Raw genomic sequence first — 16,449 nt, 5'->3', positions numbered from 1 at the left:
CGCTACCGTGACCGCTATGGCTGGTGCGCGCGCGGATGAAGTAGATGGGTTTGCCATTGCGGTCGTCCGAGAGGACGGCAAGTGGACCCTCACCGCATTGGACAGTGACTCCCTCGGTGAACTGACGGAGACCGAAAACCTCCTGCGTGGCCTGCGTAGTGCGGGCGCGGTGTTCGGCCTGCTCGATGTCGACGACGAGTTCTTCATCGTTGTGCGTCCGTCGCCGTCGGGAACCAAGCTGTTCATCTCTGACGCCACCGCGGCCATCGACTACGACATCGCCGCCGATGTGCTCGAAGTCCTCAACGTCGACATCCCGGACATCGATCCCGACGAACTCGCCGACATCGAGCCGTGGGAAGAGGGTGATCTCGCGATCCTCTCGGACCTCGGACTACCCGACTCGGTGATGAGTGTGATCGTCGGCGACACCGACCTTTATGCCGATGAGCAGATCGGGATGATCGCAGCGCGGTTGGGCTTTGCCGACGAGCTGGCGAAAACCCTTGAGCATCTGGGTCATTAGACCCCTGGGGCGAGCATGAGCACCGATGAGCAGTTGATCGAGGCCGCGCTCGCCGCAGCCGCACAGGCCGATCCGCGGGATGTCCCGGTGGGTGCGGTGATCTTTGACTCCGAGGGGCGTGTGATCGCCTCCGCGGCGAATGCACGTGAAGCCACCTCTGATCCGACGGCGCATGCCGAAGTCCTTGCCATCCGTGCGGCTGTCGCTGTGCTGGGCGATGGCTGGCGGCTGACCGGATGCACCATCGCCGTCACTCTCGAGCCGTGCACGATGTGCGCGGGCGCGATCACGCTGGCTCGGTTGGAGCGGCTGGTGTTCGGTGCCTGGGAGCCCAAGACGGGCGCTGTGGGATCGCTGTGGGACGTCGTCCGCGACCGTCGCAACACCCACCGGCCACAAGTGCGTGGCGGTGTCCTGGAGGACAGGTGCGCCGAAGTGCTGCGCGTTTTCTTCGCCGCCCACAGACCTTCCTGAACTGCTTCCGGCTCGCGATCTACCTGAAACGGGCGTCGAACCGGCGTGGTCGGTTGGTCAGATCACATTCGCGGCCTGCTGTGACGGCCGGACGGTGGCCAGATCAACCCGAAGGTGGCACGTTGGAATTTGGTACCCGGGTGTTTACGGGTACCCCTCGGCTGGGTATGCGACTTGCATGCCGAAGAACACGGCCATCTGATCGAACTTCAGAGGGAGGATTGTCATGGGTGTTAGCGACGATGCAAAAAACAAGGCAGAAGATCTCAAGGGCCGCGGCAAAGAGGCCGCAGGGAGCCTGTCCGGCGATGACGAGCTGAAGGCCGAAGGCAAAGGCGACCAGGCCAGCGCGAGCGCCAAGCAGAAGGTCACCGATGCTGCCGACGCGGTCAAGCACAAGGCAGACGACCTCAAGAACAAGCTCACCGGCCACTAGAAGTCGGCGCAGACTGCAAAAACCGGCCCTGACCAGCCGATTGCAGTCCTAGGCCACCGCTGCGGTAATGTCTTCCGCGGTGGCGTGTCCGAGCGGCCGAAGGTGCAGCACTCGAAATGCTGTGTACGGTGACCCCGTACCGAGGGTTCAAATCCCTCCGCCACCGCCATAGAAATCCCCCCATCTTTCAGGTGGGGGGATTTCTTGGTTTTCAGTGCGTTCGGGGCGGGATCAGCCGATGTTGTTTGCGCGGTAGAAGGTGACGGCCTTACGTACCGAATCCTCGAATGGCGTGGTCTTCCAGCCGAGTTCGCGTTCGGCCTTACTGTGGTCCAGTGCGCACATGTAGTCCCACATGTTGAACGCCCGTCTGACGAAAATGATGTCTCGCCGGATCAGTTTTCCGATCACCTGGAGGGCTGACGCACTTGCCAAGACCACAGGCAGTGGCAATCCGAGCCACGGGGCCCGTTTCCCGCCGGCCGCTGTTGCCAGGGTGTGCAGTTCGCGCGAGGTCATGTATGTGTCAGAGATGATGTAGCGCTGCCCATTACGGCCATGGTGCATCGCCAGCACCATGGCTTCGGCGGCGTCGTCGATCGCGACGACCTCGTGCCGCAGACCGCGGAAGTAGAACGGTGCCTTGCCGGCTGAGATCCTTGCCAACATGCCGCCGTGCGGGGTCGGCTGCCAGTCGAGAGGGCCGTACGGGGTGGAGATGCAGAGCGCAACCGCAGGTAGTCCCTTGTCCGAGGCATAGCTCAGCACCAGGTTCTCTGCGTCGACCCGACACTGTGTGTACGCGCCGCCTTCGTCATACCAATTGAACGGATCGTCTTCGGTGACCGGTATGCCGTCGGTGCGTACCGCGAGTGTCGCGATGGTGCTCATGAAGACGAACTTCTCGAGGTCGGCGTCGACCGCGACATCGAGAACATTGCGCAATCCGTCGACGTTGGTGCGAAACAGCGGCGCCGGATCTCTCAGCCACGCCCGCGCATCAACAACGCAATAGAAGACGACGTCGCACCCGGCCATCGCGGTGCGCAGGGCCTCGACGTCCCAGACATCGCCATAGCATCGCTCGACGTCCAGGTCCTCGATGCCCTTCACGGAACTGGTCTTGCGAAGCATCACCCGGACGTCCTCGCCACGTTCGACCAGTTTCCTGGTCACGTTCGAGCCAACGAAGCCGCTGGCCCCGATCACCAATTTCTTTGCCATTGAACGCCTTTGCGTTGTCGATCGACCCGCGACTGGCGTGGGTCGGAGAGGGGAGGCAACACGATTTGATCGATTGATCAATCGACTGCCTATGATGCGGGTCACATTGTGACGTGTCAAGGGGTGGCGTGTGGCGGGTTCCGATCGGTCACCTGTTCGTATGCGAGGATGGGCGAATGGTCGAACGTTGGACACGCGAGCGACGTCTCGAACACACTCGTGGTCTTTTGTTGGATGCGGCCGAAGAGCTGTTTGCGCGCAAGGGTTTTGGCTCCACGCCGCTGGAGGACATCGCGGAAGCCGCGGGGTACACCAGGAGTGCGATCTATTCACACTTCGGTACCAAGTCCGAGCTTTTTCTCGCCGTCATCCAGCGTAGTCGCGAGCGGTTCCTGGATGGCTTCACCGACCTGATCGCTTCCCTGCACCGGTTGGATGATCTCAATCTCGATGTCCTCGCGGACCGTTGGCGCGAGCTGAGCCTGAGTCAAGACGGTCCGGATCGGGCCGCGCTTGGATACGAGTTCACTCTGTTCTTGCTGCGCAATCCCGATGCCCGCGAGCGCGTTGCGGCCCAGCGGCTCGAAGCGATCCGGTCCTTGGGCGAATACATCACCAGGGATGTCACGCGGATCGGCGCCACCCTGACCATTCCGGCTGAAACGTTGGCTCATGTGATCATCGCGACCAATGATGCAGTGACACTCAACAGCAGCGTCGACGACGAAGACCTCTACCGCCCCTTTTTGCAGCTGGTCGTCTCCAGCATCGTGCCGCCCAACGGCGGATAGATGCCCTGGGCCGCTGTCGGCCCGACCCGAAGTCCAGACCACCCGCGGTTCCACCGCGGGTGGTCTTCTTCTTGGATAAGTGCCTTCTCACCTGCGGAAACACTCACTCAAGAACACTCTTGCGCTTTATGTACAACTTTGTACAATAGTGCTGTGGATCACAGTCACCCCTGATCCCGGCCACAACACGTCAGCCCACGTTCAGATCGACATCTCGCCACGAAGGTTCACAGAGTGCGCACCGGCCAACTGGTGGCGCGCGATGACCGCACTCGCGTATCGATGTCGCTCGGACCGCTCGGCTGCCACCACCGACGAAGAGAGCTGAACAAATGGAAACAGCGAGGACCGGAGAATGGGTCGACGAGGCCCGCGGGCTTGCCGAGTACGAGTCCCATGGATTTCCCACCGAGATTCCGAACTCCGAGTACACCTCTCCTGAGTTCCAGGAGCAGGAGCGCGACAAGATCTGGATGAAGGTCTGGCAATTCGCCGGTCGCGTAAGCGAATTGCCCAATGTCGGCGACTGGAAGGAATACAAGGTCCTTGACCAGACCTACATCATCGTGCGCGGCAAGGACGACCAGATTCGCGGATTCGTGAACGCATGCCGGCATCGTGGAAATGTGTTGTGCCAAGGCACCGGAAACGCCAAGCGTGGATTCCTCTGTCAGTACCACCTGTGGTCTTACGACCTGGAAGGCAAACTGCGCGGCATGCTTCGCGAGAATGCGCAGGGTGACATCGACAAGGATGACCTGTCGCTGGTCTCGGTGCCGGTGGATACCTTCGGCGGCTTCATCTTTCTCAATCCTGACCCCGACGCTGCGCCGCTGTCGGACTATCTCGGCGCGAAGGTTTCCAAGCTGCTGGAGCCGTACGCACTCGAAGAGATGACCACGGTCATGAACGTGCGAGAGCGGATCAATTGCAACTGGAAAGTTGTCATGGACGCCTTCGAGGAGGGCTACCACATCTCAGGTATCCATCCCGAACTGCTGAATGTCATTGCGCTGGACCCAAAAACGAGTCGGTACCGGTTCTTCGAGAACCACAGCGTGGCCTGCGCGCCGTTTGATGTTGCCAACTCGATCTCTGCGGATGACGAGATCATGGGAATCAAGGCCCTCCCGGAAACCTTCCCGGGAACCGCGGCGGTATTGCCGCGCTTTGATGAGCTGGTCAGCGCCTACCAGGATGCGGATGGGAAAGTCAGCTTCCCGGAAGGGGTGACCGGCCGGACGATCTTGCAGCAGGCCACCCGCGACACCTTCACCGGCATGGGGCTCGATGTCAGTGGGCTCACCGACGCACAGATGAGTGACAACCACGGCTGGGTGCTGTTCCCGAACTTCTTCATGACAATTCGGGCAGGTGAGGCGCATGTGGTCATGGCGGTCCCTGATCCCGACGGCGATCCCAACAGGTGCATCTGGCACGTGGCCAGTTTCATGTGGCTGCCGGAGGAGTTGCGAGATGTGTACAAGGCAGAGCTGGTCGAGGTCGATGAACCCGGCAGTTACAAGTACTTCCTTGCGCTGCAGCAGGACTACGAGCAGATGCCCAGGCAGCAGCGCGGATTGAGGAACAAAGGGCTCAAGTACATGTCCTTGGTCAGAGAGGAAATCGTCGTATCCCACTTCCACTCTGTTCTGAACAAACACATCGCCGGTCTGTGAATTTTGAAATGCCTCGAATTGGAGAAGAAATGCCAGTGTCTTTGAAGGACGTCAATGATGTTATCGACAACTACACCGGGCTATCGCGCAAGGCTTTGGAATACGGTCTCGTCACAAAGGGGATCGTGGCAGGAGCAGCTAAGGAGCCCGGGTTTTCGGTCGATAGTTGGGCTCCCCTTGCTGACCTGATCGCGGTTGACGTCTTCGAGCGTGTGGGCAACTTCAAAGAGGTCATGAACTGGACCGACTATGTGAACTTTCTGACCGCCTGGGCCGGAAATGCCGACTGGGACTGCTCATTCAAGCGGGTCACCGAGAGCGGGAGCACCGTATTCCTGGAGCTCGAGGAGCGCAGCACGATCGGGGAGTTCAAGAGCGTGGTCAACTCCGTGTCGGTGTACGAATTCGACGACTCGGGAAAGGTCACACATATCGACGTGTATCTGCAGATGGCGCTGCCAGAGGGCGACATGTTCGGTAGCTATGAGGGGGTGACGATTTCAGAGTGAGTGCACCCGAGAACCTCGATGAGGTCGACTTCTTCATCGACAACGAACTGCTGTCGGATCCGTACGACTATCTCGCGGCTGTCCGCAGTGAATGTCCGGTACGGCGAGAGAGCCACCATGACGTGGTGATGATCACCGGCTACGAAGAGGCCCTGGAGATCTACAACGACCCCGCACGCTTCTCGTCGTGCATCTCGGTCGCCGGACCTTTCCCCGGCTTCCCGGTACCCCTTGAGGGCGATGATATTTCGGAACTGATCGAGAAGCATCGCCACCAGCTGATCATGAATGATCAACTGCCCACGATGGATCCGCCTGTTCACACCGCCCACCGGGCGCTGCTTTTGCGGATGATCACACCAAAGCGGTTGAAGGAGAACGAGGAGTTCATGTGGAGACTGGCGGATCGCCAGCTCGATGAGGTGCTCGTCGATGGCCGCTGTGAATTCAACGGCGGATTTGCCACACCGTTCGCGATGCTTGTCATTGCCGATCTCCTGGGCGTTCCGGAGGCCTCGCACGACGAGTTCCGCGACGCACTGCTCAGTGGAACGACCATCGGGAGCAGCACCGGTGACGCGATGGAGCATTCCCCGCTGGGGTATCTCTACGAGAAGTTCACCGAGTACATCGAGGACCGTCGAAGTGCTCCGCGCGGCGACGTTCTGACCGGTGTCGCCTCGGCAACATTCCCGGACGGGAGTGTTCCAGAGGTGTCCGATGCGGTGGCCGTGGCGGCGAATCTCTTTGCCGCAGGCCAGGAAACGACGGTACGTCTGCTCAGTTCGGCCGTGAAGATGATCGCCGAGGACGCCGAGCTCCAAGCCAGGTTGCGGGCCGACCGCAGCCTGCTCCCGGCATTCATCGAGGAGGCGCTGCGCTACGAGAGTCCGGTGCGTGGCGATTTCCGGTTGTCGAAGGTCCCGGTGAACGTCGGCGGAGTCGATCTGCCTGCCGGGACCACCCTGATGCTGATCAACGCGGCGTTGAACCGGGATCCCCGAAAGTTCCCCGAACCCGACGTATTCGACGTTGATCGGTCGAACGCGCGGAGCCACGTTGCCTTCGGCCGCGGAATCCACAGTTGTCCGGGCGCACCTTTGGCCCGGGCCGAGGCCGTGGTGAGTTTGGAGCGCCTACTCGACCGGACTGCTGACATCTGGATCGACGAGGAGCATCACGGTCCCCCCGGGGATCGCCGGTACAGCTACCTTCCGACGTTCGTTCTGCGTGGCCTGACCCGCTTGCACATCGGGTTCAGTCCGGCCGGTCACGGTTCGTGATCCTGCACGTCGACTCCGATCGGTGCGCCGGCCACGGTGCATGTGTTGCCACCTGCCCCGAGGTCTTTGCCTTCACCGACGACGGCTATGCGGAGGTGGTGATGGATCGGATTCCCGACGAACTCGCCGAACTGGCGGGTCAGGCCCAGAGTCATTGCCCGGAACAGGCAATTCGACCGGGACCGTCCACCGCTGGGGCGGAATAGAAAATGCTCATCCGATTCAGTGTTTGAAAGGACTACAGATCATGCCCTTTGAGGGAACCACCGCAGTTGTGACCGGCGGTGCGTCGGGTCTCGGCCTTGCCATTGCCGAGGGCCTGATCGCCCGCGGCACGCAGGTCGCCATCTTCGACGTCCAAGCCGAACAGCTCGAACTCGAGGTCAAACGTCTGCGAGAAACGGGGGCCACGGTCAACGGATACGTCGTCGACGTGTCTGATCGCGGCAAGGTCCGATCCGCAATGGAACAAGTGAGATTCGACTTCGGCCCGGTGCTCATCTTGATCAACAATGCCGGGATCGAACAGTTCGGAAAGTTCGATGAGATCTCAGACGAGTTCTGGGATCGCGTGATGGCGATCAACCTTCGCGGACCGTTCATCTGTACTCAGGAAGCGCTACCCGACATGAAGGCGGCGCAGTGGGGACGGGTTGTCAACATTTCCTCGTCCAGCGCGCAGGGCGGACAGTCGCAGATGGCGGCCTACGTCAGCTCGAAGGCCGGGTTGATCGGTCTGACAAAGAGTTTGGCGCTGGAGCTGGGCAGGTACGGCATCACCGTCAACACGGTTCCGCCAGGAATGGTGGTGACGCCGTTACTGGAGAAGGCAATAGCGGAAGGACGTTTCACCGCCTCGCTGGAACACTTCGCCAAGATCACCCCGGTCAAGCGCGCCGGCCGTCCCGAAGACATCGCGAACGCGACAGTCTTTCTCTGCCAGGACGAGTCGTCGTACATCACGGGCCAGGTCATCGGTGTCAATGGTGGTCGAAGGACATGAGCACCGTGTACATGAAAGGAATAACGAACGTGAGAAGTCATCGAATGGTGATTGCCCTGATGGCATCCGTGCTGCTTGTGGCCGGATGTAGCGACCGCGGCGGCAGTACCGAGGAAGCCGGTGGTGGAGGCGGTACGGCTGCCGCCGACACTGTTTCGAGCAGTTTCGGCGATCTGACTGATGTCTGCCAGGAAGGTGACGCGAAAGGCTCACCGACGCAGGGGGTGACCGATGATCAGATTCAGGTCGGGGTCTTCTCGGATGTCGGTTTCACCAAGAACGAGGAATTCGTCGCCGCCGCAAAGATATTCACCAGCTGGTGCAATGATCTGGGTGGCATCAACGGTCGCGAGATCGTTGCGAACATCCGCGATGCCAAACTGATGGATGTCCGCAAGCAGATGGTGGAGGCCTGCGCCACCGACTTCGCACTTGTGGGTGGCGGTGCCGGACTCGACGGTCTCGGGGTCAAGGAGCGGTTGACCTGCGGGTTGCCGACATTCACAGCCCAGGTCGCTCAAGTCACCTCCGCCGGTGCAGACCTGGAGATCAGTGCCGATCCGAGCCTGACGCCCGGATACGACCCCTATTACGGATTCCGATCATGGCTCATCAACGATGCCTATCCGGAGTCGAAGAACGCGGTCGGCATCATCAACGGGGACTCACCGGTGACCAAATTGATGGGCCAACAGGCAGTTGAAGCCGTGGAGGCGGCAGGTGGAAGTTTCGTCTACAACGACCTGTATCCGGCGATGGGTGTCTCGGACTGGACCCCTTATGCGCAAACTCTCAAGAGCAAGGGTGTGAAGGGGTTGATCTGGTACGGCGAGTTCCGGCAGTTGGCCAAACTCGAAGCCGTGCTGACCTCGATGGACTACAAGCTCGATTGGATCGACACCAACAACAGTGCTTATGGCGAAGAGTTCATCGGCCTGCTGGGTACGTCTGCCGAGGCGCAGAACAATTATCTGGATTTGGGCGGCAACGCACCGTTGAACAGTGATGCCCCGGCAATCAAGGAATTGCTTGCCCTGCAGGCGAAGTACGCCCCGGACTCGCTGTTGACGCTGCCGGCGATCAGGGCCATGTCCTCGTGGTTGCTCTTCGCGAAGGCGGCGGCCTCGTGTGGCGACGATCTGACCCGAACCTGCGTCTATGAGGCGGCCAGGTCTGAGACAGCCTGGACCGGTGGCGGTTTGCATGTGCCGCAGAACATTTCCGAGCCGGTCCCACCGTCGCCCTGCTTCAACGTCGAGGTGGCACGGCCCCAGGGCTGGGAAGCCGCGGACTTCGGACCGGACGTCGATGGCCTCTACCGCTGCGATGTCCCGCCGCTGAAGTACACGACCGACTTCGGTCAGCCGATGACACTGGCGGACGTCGGAAAGAGTATGGCCGACATCAAGTAGGTGCCGAACTGTTGCAGGCAGGGGTCCTGGGCGCCGTGGTCTTGCGGTTGTCCGATTTCCCGTTACACTTGTGCTCTGCATCACAGAGGGAACGTCGTATGGATCGAATCACAGCCTGATTCTTGTCCAATGCAACCCCTGCTTTGCTCGCTCGGTGATGACTGACCGCATAGGAGAAGGTTGCAGTGGACGAACGCCTGTACTACTCGAATCCGCCGATGGATCCCTCGACCCTTGTCAGGGAGAGCGGGGCCAGGCTCCATGCCATCGTCTTGTCGCAGAAAAATCGGTGGCGTATCAAGCTGGCCAGTTCGGACTTCCGATCGATAGTCGGGCTTCCCTGGGTGGTCTGATCGCCCGAAGGCTTCGGCGTCGGCAAGATTTTGCGCGGATTGCTTTTGCCACGTTGATCGGGTGCGGCAGCAGTCGCTGAAATCAGTGGTTCGGCAGTACGCAGGCGGTGTCCAGGCCGAGAACATGGTTGAGGCGACCAAACGCCAGCCACGAACCCAGGCACATGCTCAGCTCCACGATTTCGCGCTGGTCGTAGGCGGCAGTCATCCGCGACCAGAACTCGTCGTCGAGCCCGTGATGGTCCACGGCGTACCGCTCGGCGTACTCGGCTGCCAGACGGGTCCGGACGTCGAAGGCGTCAGTGGTGCGCCAATTCTCGACCGCCTCATCGAAGGTCGGTTCGACCTTCACGCCGTCCCGCTCGGTCCGCCAGTCCTGGCAGAATACGCAACCGTTGATCTGGGCGATCCGGAGGCGGGCCGCCTCGAATTCCCGAAGTCCCAGCGTGGAATCCGAATAGACCTTCATCGAGAAGTTGGCCGCCGCCCCACCGATCGCCGGCACCATCTCACCCCACACGTAGGTGATCGGGTCTTTGCCGTCGGGTACGTCGATTCTCATGTCGATGTCTTCCTCTTCAGTTTGCCGATAGCCGGCGTGAGTGGAACGTCGAGTGCGTCGTACAGGCCGGGGCCGGCCGCGCGGAGCCAATTGATCGAGTTCACCAATCTGCCCACCGCCGTGGCATTTCCACCGGCGGCACGGTTGCCACCTTCATCGGTCGCCTCGACATTGATCTCTATCCGCGGGCGTCCTTCGATGATCACCTTGTGTGCGCCGTCCCCGCCGTCGGGTGGCATCGGCCAATCCGGTGCGCAGGAGGGGTGGATCCGGGTGATGTGTTCGATGACGATCAGCGGTTCACCGTCGGTGATGCCCTGGATCTCGAAACGTAGAGCTCCCTGGGTGCCCGCGACGAACGTGCCCATCTGCGCGGTTTCGATCGTGGTTTCCAGTGGCCGACGAAGAAGGGTTTCCCGGATCTCATCCACCTCGACCCCGAGGGCGCGGGCTATGAGCCGAATCTGTCCACCCCACACCATCGTTGGAACACCTTGCGCCACCATCGGTGGGTCGTAGTCCATCGGTTGCCCCATCCCGATGAGATAACGCACCGAGTCGGGCTGGTCGTAGGTTGTGTAGTCGAAGATCTCCTGGCAGCGGACCTGTTCCACGGTCGACGCCAAACCGCTCGCGAGGATCGGCAGGATGTCGTTGCCCCACCCGGGGTCGACGCCCGATACGAAGAGGGATCCACCGCCGTCGTCGATGGCGGCCAGTACGGGGTCGCGCAGCTCCGCGGGGGCAGAGGTGGGGTCGTAGAGCGCATAGAGCGCCGGGCTCACCACCGTCGCACCGACCCGGATCGCCCGGATGATGTCGGAGAGAGCGTCATCGGGTCTGATGTCGCCGGACGCCGCATAGACGACGGACTCGGCCCCGGCCAGGGCCTTCTCGATATCGTCTGTGGCCATCACCCCAAGGCTGCGGCCGACGTCGGCGATGTCGCCGGCGTCTCGCCCGACCTTGTCGGGGTTGTGCACAATCACTGCGGTGAGTTCGAGGTCAGGATGGGCGTCGACAGCGCGAATCGCCGCCCGCCCCACATTTCCGGTTCCCCACACCACGGTCCGTACCGCGCTCGGACTACTCATCAGGCCAGAATATAGAACACGTTCCACTTTATCCGGCGGTCCGAGATGTCAGCGATAGAACACCGCGGCATTGTCGGCGAGGTCGAGTAGCGGTTGCGGGAAGATGCCGATCAACACGGTGGCGGCGGCGCTGATTCCGATGGTCACGGTGGTCGCGAGATTGGGTGCCACCACCGTCGGGGCATCGGAATCGGGTTCGGCATCGGGCTCGGTGAAGAACATCAACCCGATCACCCGGATGTAGAAGACCACGGCAATCGCACTGCTGAGTACACCCACGATCACCAGCGGTACGGCTCCGCTTGAGGCGGCAGCTTCGAATACCGCGAACTTGCTGACAAATCCACTGGTCAGCGGGATGCCGGCAAAAGCCAGCAGGAACAGAGCAAACACTGCTGCCACCACCGGTGACCGGCGACCGAGTCCGGCCCACCGCGACATCGCGGTCACCTCGCCCGCACCGTCCCGGACCAACGTCAGTACCGCAAAAGCTCCGACCGTGCTGAAGCCGTAGGCCACCAGGTAGAACATGGTCGACGACAAGCCATCTCGGCTGATCGCGATCACACCGGTGAGGATGAATCCGGCGTGGGCCACCGAGGAATACGCCAGCATCCTCTTCATGTCGGTCTGGGTGATCGCAACAACGGAACCGAGCACCATGGTCGCGATCGCGACCGCCCACATCACCGGACGCCAATCATCTTTGAGGTCTGGTAGCGCGACATAGAAGACGCGCAGGACCGCACCAAACGCAGCGATCTTGGTGGCCGAGGCCATGAAGGCGGTGATCGGGGTGGGAGCGCCCTGATAGACATCGGGGATCCAGTAGTGGAAGGGCACGGCGCCGATCTTGAAGAGCAGCCCCACCGACACCAGCCCGGCACCGATCAGCGCCAGAGTCCGATCGGCGGTGTCGGCGTCGACGGCTGCCGCGATCTCATCGAGCTGGACAGACCCGGCGTACCCGTAGAGGAACGCGGCGCCGAACAGGAAGAACGCTGACGAAAAGGCGCCGAGTAGAAAGTATTTGAGCGCTGCCTCCTGCGACAGCAACCGACGTCGGCGGGCCAGCGCGCAGAGCAGATACAACGGCAGCGACAGCACTTCGAGGGCGATGAACATCGTCAGCAGATCGTCCGATGCCGGGAACAGCAGCATCCCGCCGACCGCGAACATGACCAGTGGGAAGACCTCGGTCTGAATGATCCCGGCCCGCGTTGCGGTGTGCTCGTTCTCGCTGCCGGGTACGGTCGCCGCCGCAGAGGTGAACGCGTCCAGGACACCTCGTCCACCCGATGTGGCGGTGCCCACCCCGGCGGCCGCTGCAACTCCGACCGACGTCCGCTGCGCGATGAGCGGGATGACCAACGCCGACACGACCAGGATGGTGCCCTGCATCAGCAGCGCCGGGCCGTCGACAGCAACGGCACCCACCGCTGCCGATGCACTGGTACCGGCAAGTGCCACAACAGCTATGAATGCCGCTGCCAAGCCTCCGATGCTCAACACCAGCTGCCCGCCATAGCGATACCGGGCCGGTGCAAAGGCCTCGACCAGCACGCCGACCACCGCCACCCCGAACACGATCAGCATCGGTGAGAGCTGGGCGTATTCGATGGACGGGGCCGGCAACACGTCTACAGCGGAGTTCATCGTGGTCCTCCGTCGGGTACGGCGACAGCGGGCGCCGGATCTTGTTCGTCGATGACGGTCAGGGTGTGGCCGACAGCGGGATCGATCACGTCCAGGACAGGTTTGGGATAGATGCCGAGCACCAGCAGCAGGGCGATGAGCGGTGCCACGACCATGAGCTCGCGTCGCTTGAGGTCGCCTATCCGTTCGTTGCCCTTCGACACCGGTCCGGTCATGATGCGCTGGAACATCCACAGCACGTAGAGGGCAGCCAGGACCAGGGCGATCGAGGCGCAGACCGCGGCCACCGGATAGCGGGTGAAAGTGCCGATCAGGACCAGGAATTCGCTGACAAAGGGCCCCAGGCCCGGTAGTGACAGGGTGGCAAGCCCCGCGACGAGGAACGTCCCGGCCATGACCGGAGCGACCTTCTGGACCCCGCCGTAGTCGGCGATGTTGCGGGTGCCGCGCCGGGTGACCAGGAAGCCGGCGATGAGCATGAGTGCGGCCGTTGCGATCCCGTGGTTCACCATGTACAGCGTCGATCCGGCTTGTCCCTGGCTGGTCAACGCGAAGATGCCGAGGATGATGAAGCCGAAGTGGGAGATCGACGTGTACGCGATGAGTCGCATCATGTCGGTTTGCCCGATCGCCAGGATCGCGCCGTACACGATGCCGATCACGGCAAGGGTGATGATCAGGGGTGTGAAATACCTTGTGGCATCGGGAAGCAGCTGGACGCAGTAGCGCAACATCGCAAACGTGCCGACCTTGTCGACAACGGCCATCATGAGCACGGCGCCGGCAGGTGTCGCCTGAACGGCCGCGTCGGGCAACCAGGTGTGCAGGGGCCAGAGCGGGGCCTTGACCGCAAAGGCGAACATGAACCCGAGGAACAGCGCCTTGGCCACGGTGGGATCGATGTCGAGTGCGCCCGACGAGATCGCGGCAACGATCTCGCGGAAATCGAAGGTGCCACCGCCGTGATCCACGGTGACCACGTACAGTCCGATCACCGCCGCCAGCATGACCAGACCGCCGACGAGGTTGTAGAGCAAGAACTTCACCGCCGCGCGCGTGCGTTCTCCGGCTTCGCGGGGACTCCCGAATCCGGCGATGAGGAAGTACATCGGGATCAGCATGGCTTCGAAGAATATGTAGAAGAGCAGGATGTCGAGTGCGGTGAACGAGATCATCACCATCGCCTCGACCAGGAGCATCAGCGCCACGTAGCGGTGTGTGGCCCGTCGTCGTTCCGGGTCGGCGTCATGCCAGCCGGCGATCAGCAGTAGCGGCAACAGAACTGCCGTCAGGAGCACAAGAGCCAACGCGATCCCATCGATTCCCAGCGCGTAGCTCGCGCCGAAAGCCGGTATCCACGACCTGGATTCGACGAACTGGAACTGCGCGCCGCCGGTGTCGAAGTCGATCGCGAGGCCGATGGCGATGGCGAGTACCACCGCCGAGGTGGCCAGGGCGATCCACTTCACATGCTCGCGCATCCGCGGTGGCATGCTGAGGATGATGACAGCGCCAACGGCGGGTACCGCCCACAACAGTGTCAGCCAGGGAACGTCGCTCACCACACCCTCACCACCATCATCATCGCGACCACAAGGGCGGCGCCGGCAAAGACCGACAGCGCGTACGAACGAACAAAACCGGTTTGGAGGTGACGCGCGCCTGCCGAGAACGCCGACACCGCAGTTGCAACGCCGCGAACGACGCCGTCAACTCCCTTGGTGTCGACCACATCCAGTGCAGTGGTGAGCTTTTGGCCAGGACGCATGAATACTTCCTCGTTGAATGCGTCGCCATAGAGGTCCTGGCGGGCGGCCTCGGTCAACGGTGTCACGTCGTCGGGGGCGACGTCGGGAATGGTGCGCCCGGCATAATGGCGGTAGGCGATCCCCACCCCGACGAGCACCACGGCCAGGGTGCTGACGGTGATCACCCAGACCGGCACACCGAGGTGTCCGTGGTGTTCTCCGACAACGGGTTCCAGCCAGTCTTGCAGCGAGCTGCCGAGTACCAGGAGTCCGCCGGCTCCCACCGACCCGAGGGCAAGCACGATCATCGGCGCGGTCATCAGTGTCGGCGACTCATGGGGGTGCGTGTCGGCTGCCCACCGCCGGTCCCCGAAGAAGGTCAACAGCATCACGCGTGTCATGTAGTACGCGGTGATCCCGGCGCCGAGCACCGCCACGGTGCCGAGAATGATGCCCTTGGCACCACCTGCCGCCCAGGCTGTTTCGATGATCTTGTCTTTCGAGAAGAATCCGGAGAACGGTGGGATGCCGATGATCGCGAGGTATCCGAGCCCGAAGGTGACAAACGTGATCGGCATCAGGGTCCGCAGCCCGCCGTACCGGCGCATGTCGGTCTCGTCGTTCATGCCGTGCATCACCGAACCGGCGCCCAGGAAGAGCCCGGCCTTGAAGAACCCGTGGGTGATCAGGTGCAGGATGGCGAACGCGTACCCGGCCGGGCCCAGCCCGGCAGCGAGGACCATATAGCCGATCTGGCTCATGGTCGATGCGGCCAGTGCCTTCTTGATGTCGTCCTTCGCGCAGCCGATGATCGCGCCGAAAAGCAGGGTCACCGCACCGACGATCACCACGCCCAGTTGGGCATTCGGCGCCAGATTGAAGATCGGTCCCGAGCGGGTGATGAGGTACACGCCTGCGGTGACCATGGTGGCCGCGTGGATCAGCGCGGAGACCGGGGTCGGGCCCTCCATGGCATCACCGAGCCAGGATTGCAGCGGGACCTGAGCTGATTTTCCGCAGGCCGCGAGTAGCAGCATGAGTCCCAGTGCGGTCAGTGTTCCTTCGCCGGCTTCTCCGGCGCCACCGAACACCTCGGAGAAGCCAACCGAGCCGAACGTCGCGAACATGATCATCATGCCGATCGCCAGGCCCATGTCGCCGACCCGGTTGACCACAAAGGCCTTCTTCGCGGCGGCTGCCGCAGCGGGCCGTTCGTGCCAGAAACCGATCAACAGGTACGACGCCAGACCGACTCCTTCCCAGCCCAGGTACAGGCCGAGGTAGTTGTCGGCGAGCACCAGCAGCAGCATTGCCGCCAGAAAGAGGTTCAAATATGCGAAGAACCGGCGTTTTCCAGGATCGTCTGCCATGTAGCTGACGGAATAGATGTGGATCAGCGACCCGACGCCGGTGATCAGCAGAACAAAACACATGGAGAGCTGGTCGAGCTGTAACCCGAAGTCGACCTGCAGTTCTCCGACCGGAACCCATGTGAACAGGGTCTGATCCATCGAGCGGTCGTCGGTGGATGTGCCGAGCATGTCGAGGAACAAGACGACACCGAACACAAACGACGCCAATGCCATCAGGCAGCCCAGTAGATGTCCCCATCGGTCGGTGCGCCGACCGCCCAACAACAGAACCGCTGCCCCCGCGAGGGGCAGTGCCGGAAGGACCCAGACGAGTTTGTCCATGGCGG

The 16,449-nt window shown here is 61.9% G+C and carries 16 protein-coding genes and 1 tRNA gene; 11 read left to right on the top strand and 6 right to left on the bottom strand.

Annotated elements, in window-relative coordinates; all coding sequences use genetic code 11:
* The first annotated feature begins 16 nt into the window (after positions 1-16).
* From AC1TPF_RS01400 to AC1TPF_RS01385, 4 genes are all read left to right on the top strand, one after another.
* Positions 17-526 (top strand): tRNA adenosine deaminase-associated protein, encoded by a 510-nt coding sequence (locus AC1TPF_RS01400; protein WP_482136956.1) that lies wholly within the window; start codon positions 17-19, stop codon positions 524-526.
* 15 nt (positions 527-541) lie between these two features.
* Positions 542-1,000, top strand: coding sequence for a nucleoside deaminase (locus AC1TPF_RS01395; RefSeq protein WP_482142323.1), 459 nt, complete (start codon positions 542-544; stop codon positions 998-1,000).
* 226 nt (positions 1,001-1,226) lie between these two features.
* Positions 1,227-1,436 carry a CsbD family protein gene (locus AC1TPF_RS01390; protein WP_482136958.1) on the top strand — a complete coding sequence of 70 codons (210 nt, stop codon included), beginning with the start codon at positions 1,227-1,229 and terminating at the stop codon, positions 1,434-1,436.
* Between the two features lie 78 nt (positions 1,437-1,514).
* Positions 1,515-1,605, top strand: a tRNA-Ser gene (locus AC1TPF_RS01385).
* 62 nt (positions 1,606-1,667) lie between these two features.
* On the opposite strand, the gene AC1TPF_RS01380 is transcribed toward AC1TPF_RS01385, so the two are convergent.
* Complete coding sequence (locus AC1TPF_RS01380) at positions 1,668-2,660, bottom strand: NAD-dependent epimerase/dehydratase family protein (RefSeq protein ID WP_482136959.1); 993 nt, start codon at positions 2,658-2,660, stop codon at positions 1,668-1,670.
* 176 nt (positions 2,661-2,836) lie between these two features.
* Between AC1TPF_RS01380 and AC1TPF_RS01375 the strand changes: the two genes are divergently transcribed.
* From AC1TPF_RS01375 to AC1TPF_RS01345, 7 genes are all read left to right on the top strand, one after another.
* Positions 2,837-3,451 (top strand): TetR/AcrR family transcriptional regulator, encoded by a 615-nt coding sequence (locus AC1TPF_RS01375; RefSeq protein ID WP_482136960.1) that lies wholly within the window; start codon positions 2,837-2,839, stop codon positions 3,449-3,451.
* Positions 3,452-3,783: 332 nt separating this feature from the next.
* Entirely contained in the window at positions 3,784-5,130 is a 1,347-nt protein-coding gene (locus AC1TPF_RS01370; protein ID WP_482142321.1) for an aromatic ring-hydroxylating oxygenase subunit alpha, read from the top strand.
* A 29-nt stretch (positions 5,131-5,159) separates the two neighbouring features.
* Entirely contained in the window at positions 5,160-5,639 is a 480-nt protein-coding gene (locus tag AC1TPF_RS01365; protein WP_482136962.1) for a hypothetical protein, read from the top strand.
* Complete coding sequence (locus tag AC1TPF_RS01360; protein WP_482142319.1) at positions 5,636-6,922, top strand: cytochrome P450; 1,287 nt, start codon at positions 5,636-5,638, stop codon at positions 6,920-6,922. Before AC1TPF_RS01365 ends, AC1TPF_RS01360 begins: the two co-directional genes overlap by 4 nt.
* Entirely contained in the window at positions 6,919-7,128 is a 210-nt protein-coding gene (locus tag AC1TPF_RS01355; protein WP_482136964.1) for a ferredoxin, read from the top strand. The genes AC1TPF_RS01360 and AC1TPF_RS01355 overlap by 4 nt, the downstream gene beginning before the upstream one ends.
* A gap of 41 nt (positions 7,129-7,169) precedes the next feature.
* Positions 7,170-7,925, top strand: a complete 756-nt coding sequence (locus AC1TPF_RS01350; RefSeq protein WP_482136965.1) for an SDR family NAD(P)-dependent oxidoreductase — start codon at positions 7,170-7,172, stop codon at positions 7,923-7,925.
* 44 nt (positions 7,926-7,969) lie between these two features.
* Positions 7,970-9,337 carry an ABC transporter substrate-binding protein gene (locus tag AC1TPF_RS01345; RefSeq protein WP_482137327.1) on the top strand — a complete coding sequence of 456 codons (1,368 nt, stop codon included), beginning with the start codon at positions 7,970-7,972 and terminating at the stop codon, positions 9,335-9,337.
* A 435-nt stretch (positions 9,338-9,772) separates the two neighbouring features.
* Here the strand turns inward: AC1TPF_RS01345 and AC1TPF_RS01340 are convergent, their stop codons facing one another.
* Genes AC1TPF_RS01340 through nuoL form a run of 5 tightly spaced genes read right to left on the bottom strand, consistent with a single transcriptional unit; the run spans position 9,773 to position 16,444 of the window.
* Entirely contained in the window at positions 9,773-10,252 is a 480-nt protein-coding gene (locus AC1TPF_RS01340; protein WP_482136966.1) for a carboxymuconolactone decarboxylase family protein, read from the bottom strand.
* Positions 10,249-11,346 (bottom strand): NAD(P)H-dependent amine dehydrogenase family protein, encoded by a 1,098-nt coding sequence (locus AC1TPF_RS01335; protein ID WP_482136967.1) that lies wholly within the window; start codon positions 11,344-11,346, stop codon positions 10,249-10,251. Before AC1TPF_RS01335 ends, AC1TPF_RS01340 begins: the two co-directional genes overlap by 4 nt.
* 48 nt (positions 11,347-11,394) lie before the next feature.
* Positions 11,395-13,002, bottom strand: coding sequence for an NADH-quinone oxidoreductase subunit NuoN (nuoN, locus tag AC1TPF_RS01330; RefSeq protein ID WP_482142318.1), 1,608 nt, complete (start codon positions 13,000-13,002; stop codon positions 11,395-11,397).
* Positions 12,999-14,564: an NADH-quinone oxidoreductase subunit M gene (locus tag AC1TPF_RS01325; protein ID WP_482142316.1), complete on the bottom strand. Its 1,566-nt coding sequence runs from the start codon at positions 14,562-14,564 to the stop codon at positions 12,999-13,001. Before AC1TPF_RS01325 ends, nuoN begins: the two co-directional genes overlap by 4 nt.
* Complete coding sequence (nuoL, locus tag AC1TPF_RS01320) at positions 14,561-16,444, bottom strand: NADH-quinone oxidoreductase subunit L (RefSeq protein WP_482142314.1); 1,884 nt, start codon at positions 16,442-16,444, stop codon at positions 14,561-14,563. Before nuoL ends, AC1TPF_RS01325 begins: the two co-directional genes overlap by 4 nt.
* Positions 16,445-16,449: the final 5 nt, after the last annotated feature.

Source organism: Williamsia sp. Y853 (assembly GCF_056786495.1).
Note: the sequence above shows the minus strand (reverse complement) of the source record. Positions and strands in the feature narration are given on the sequence as shown.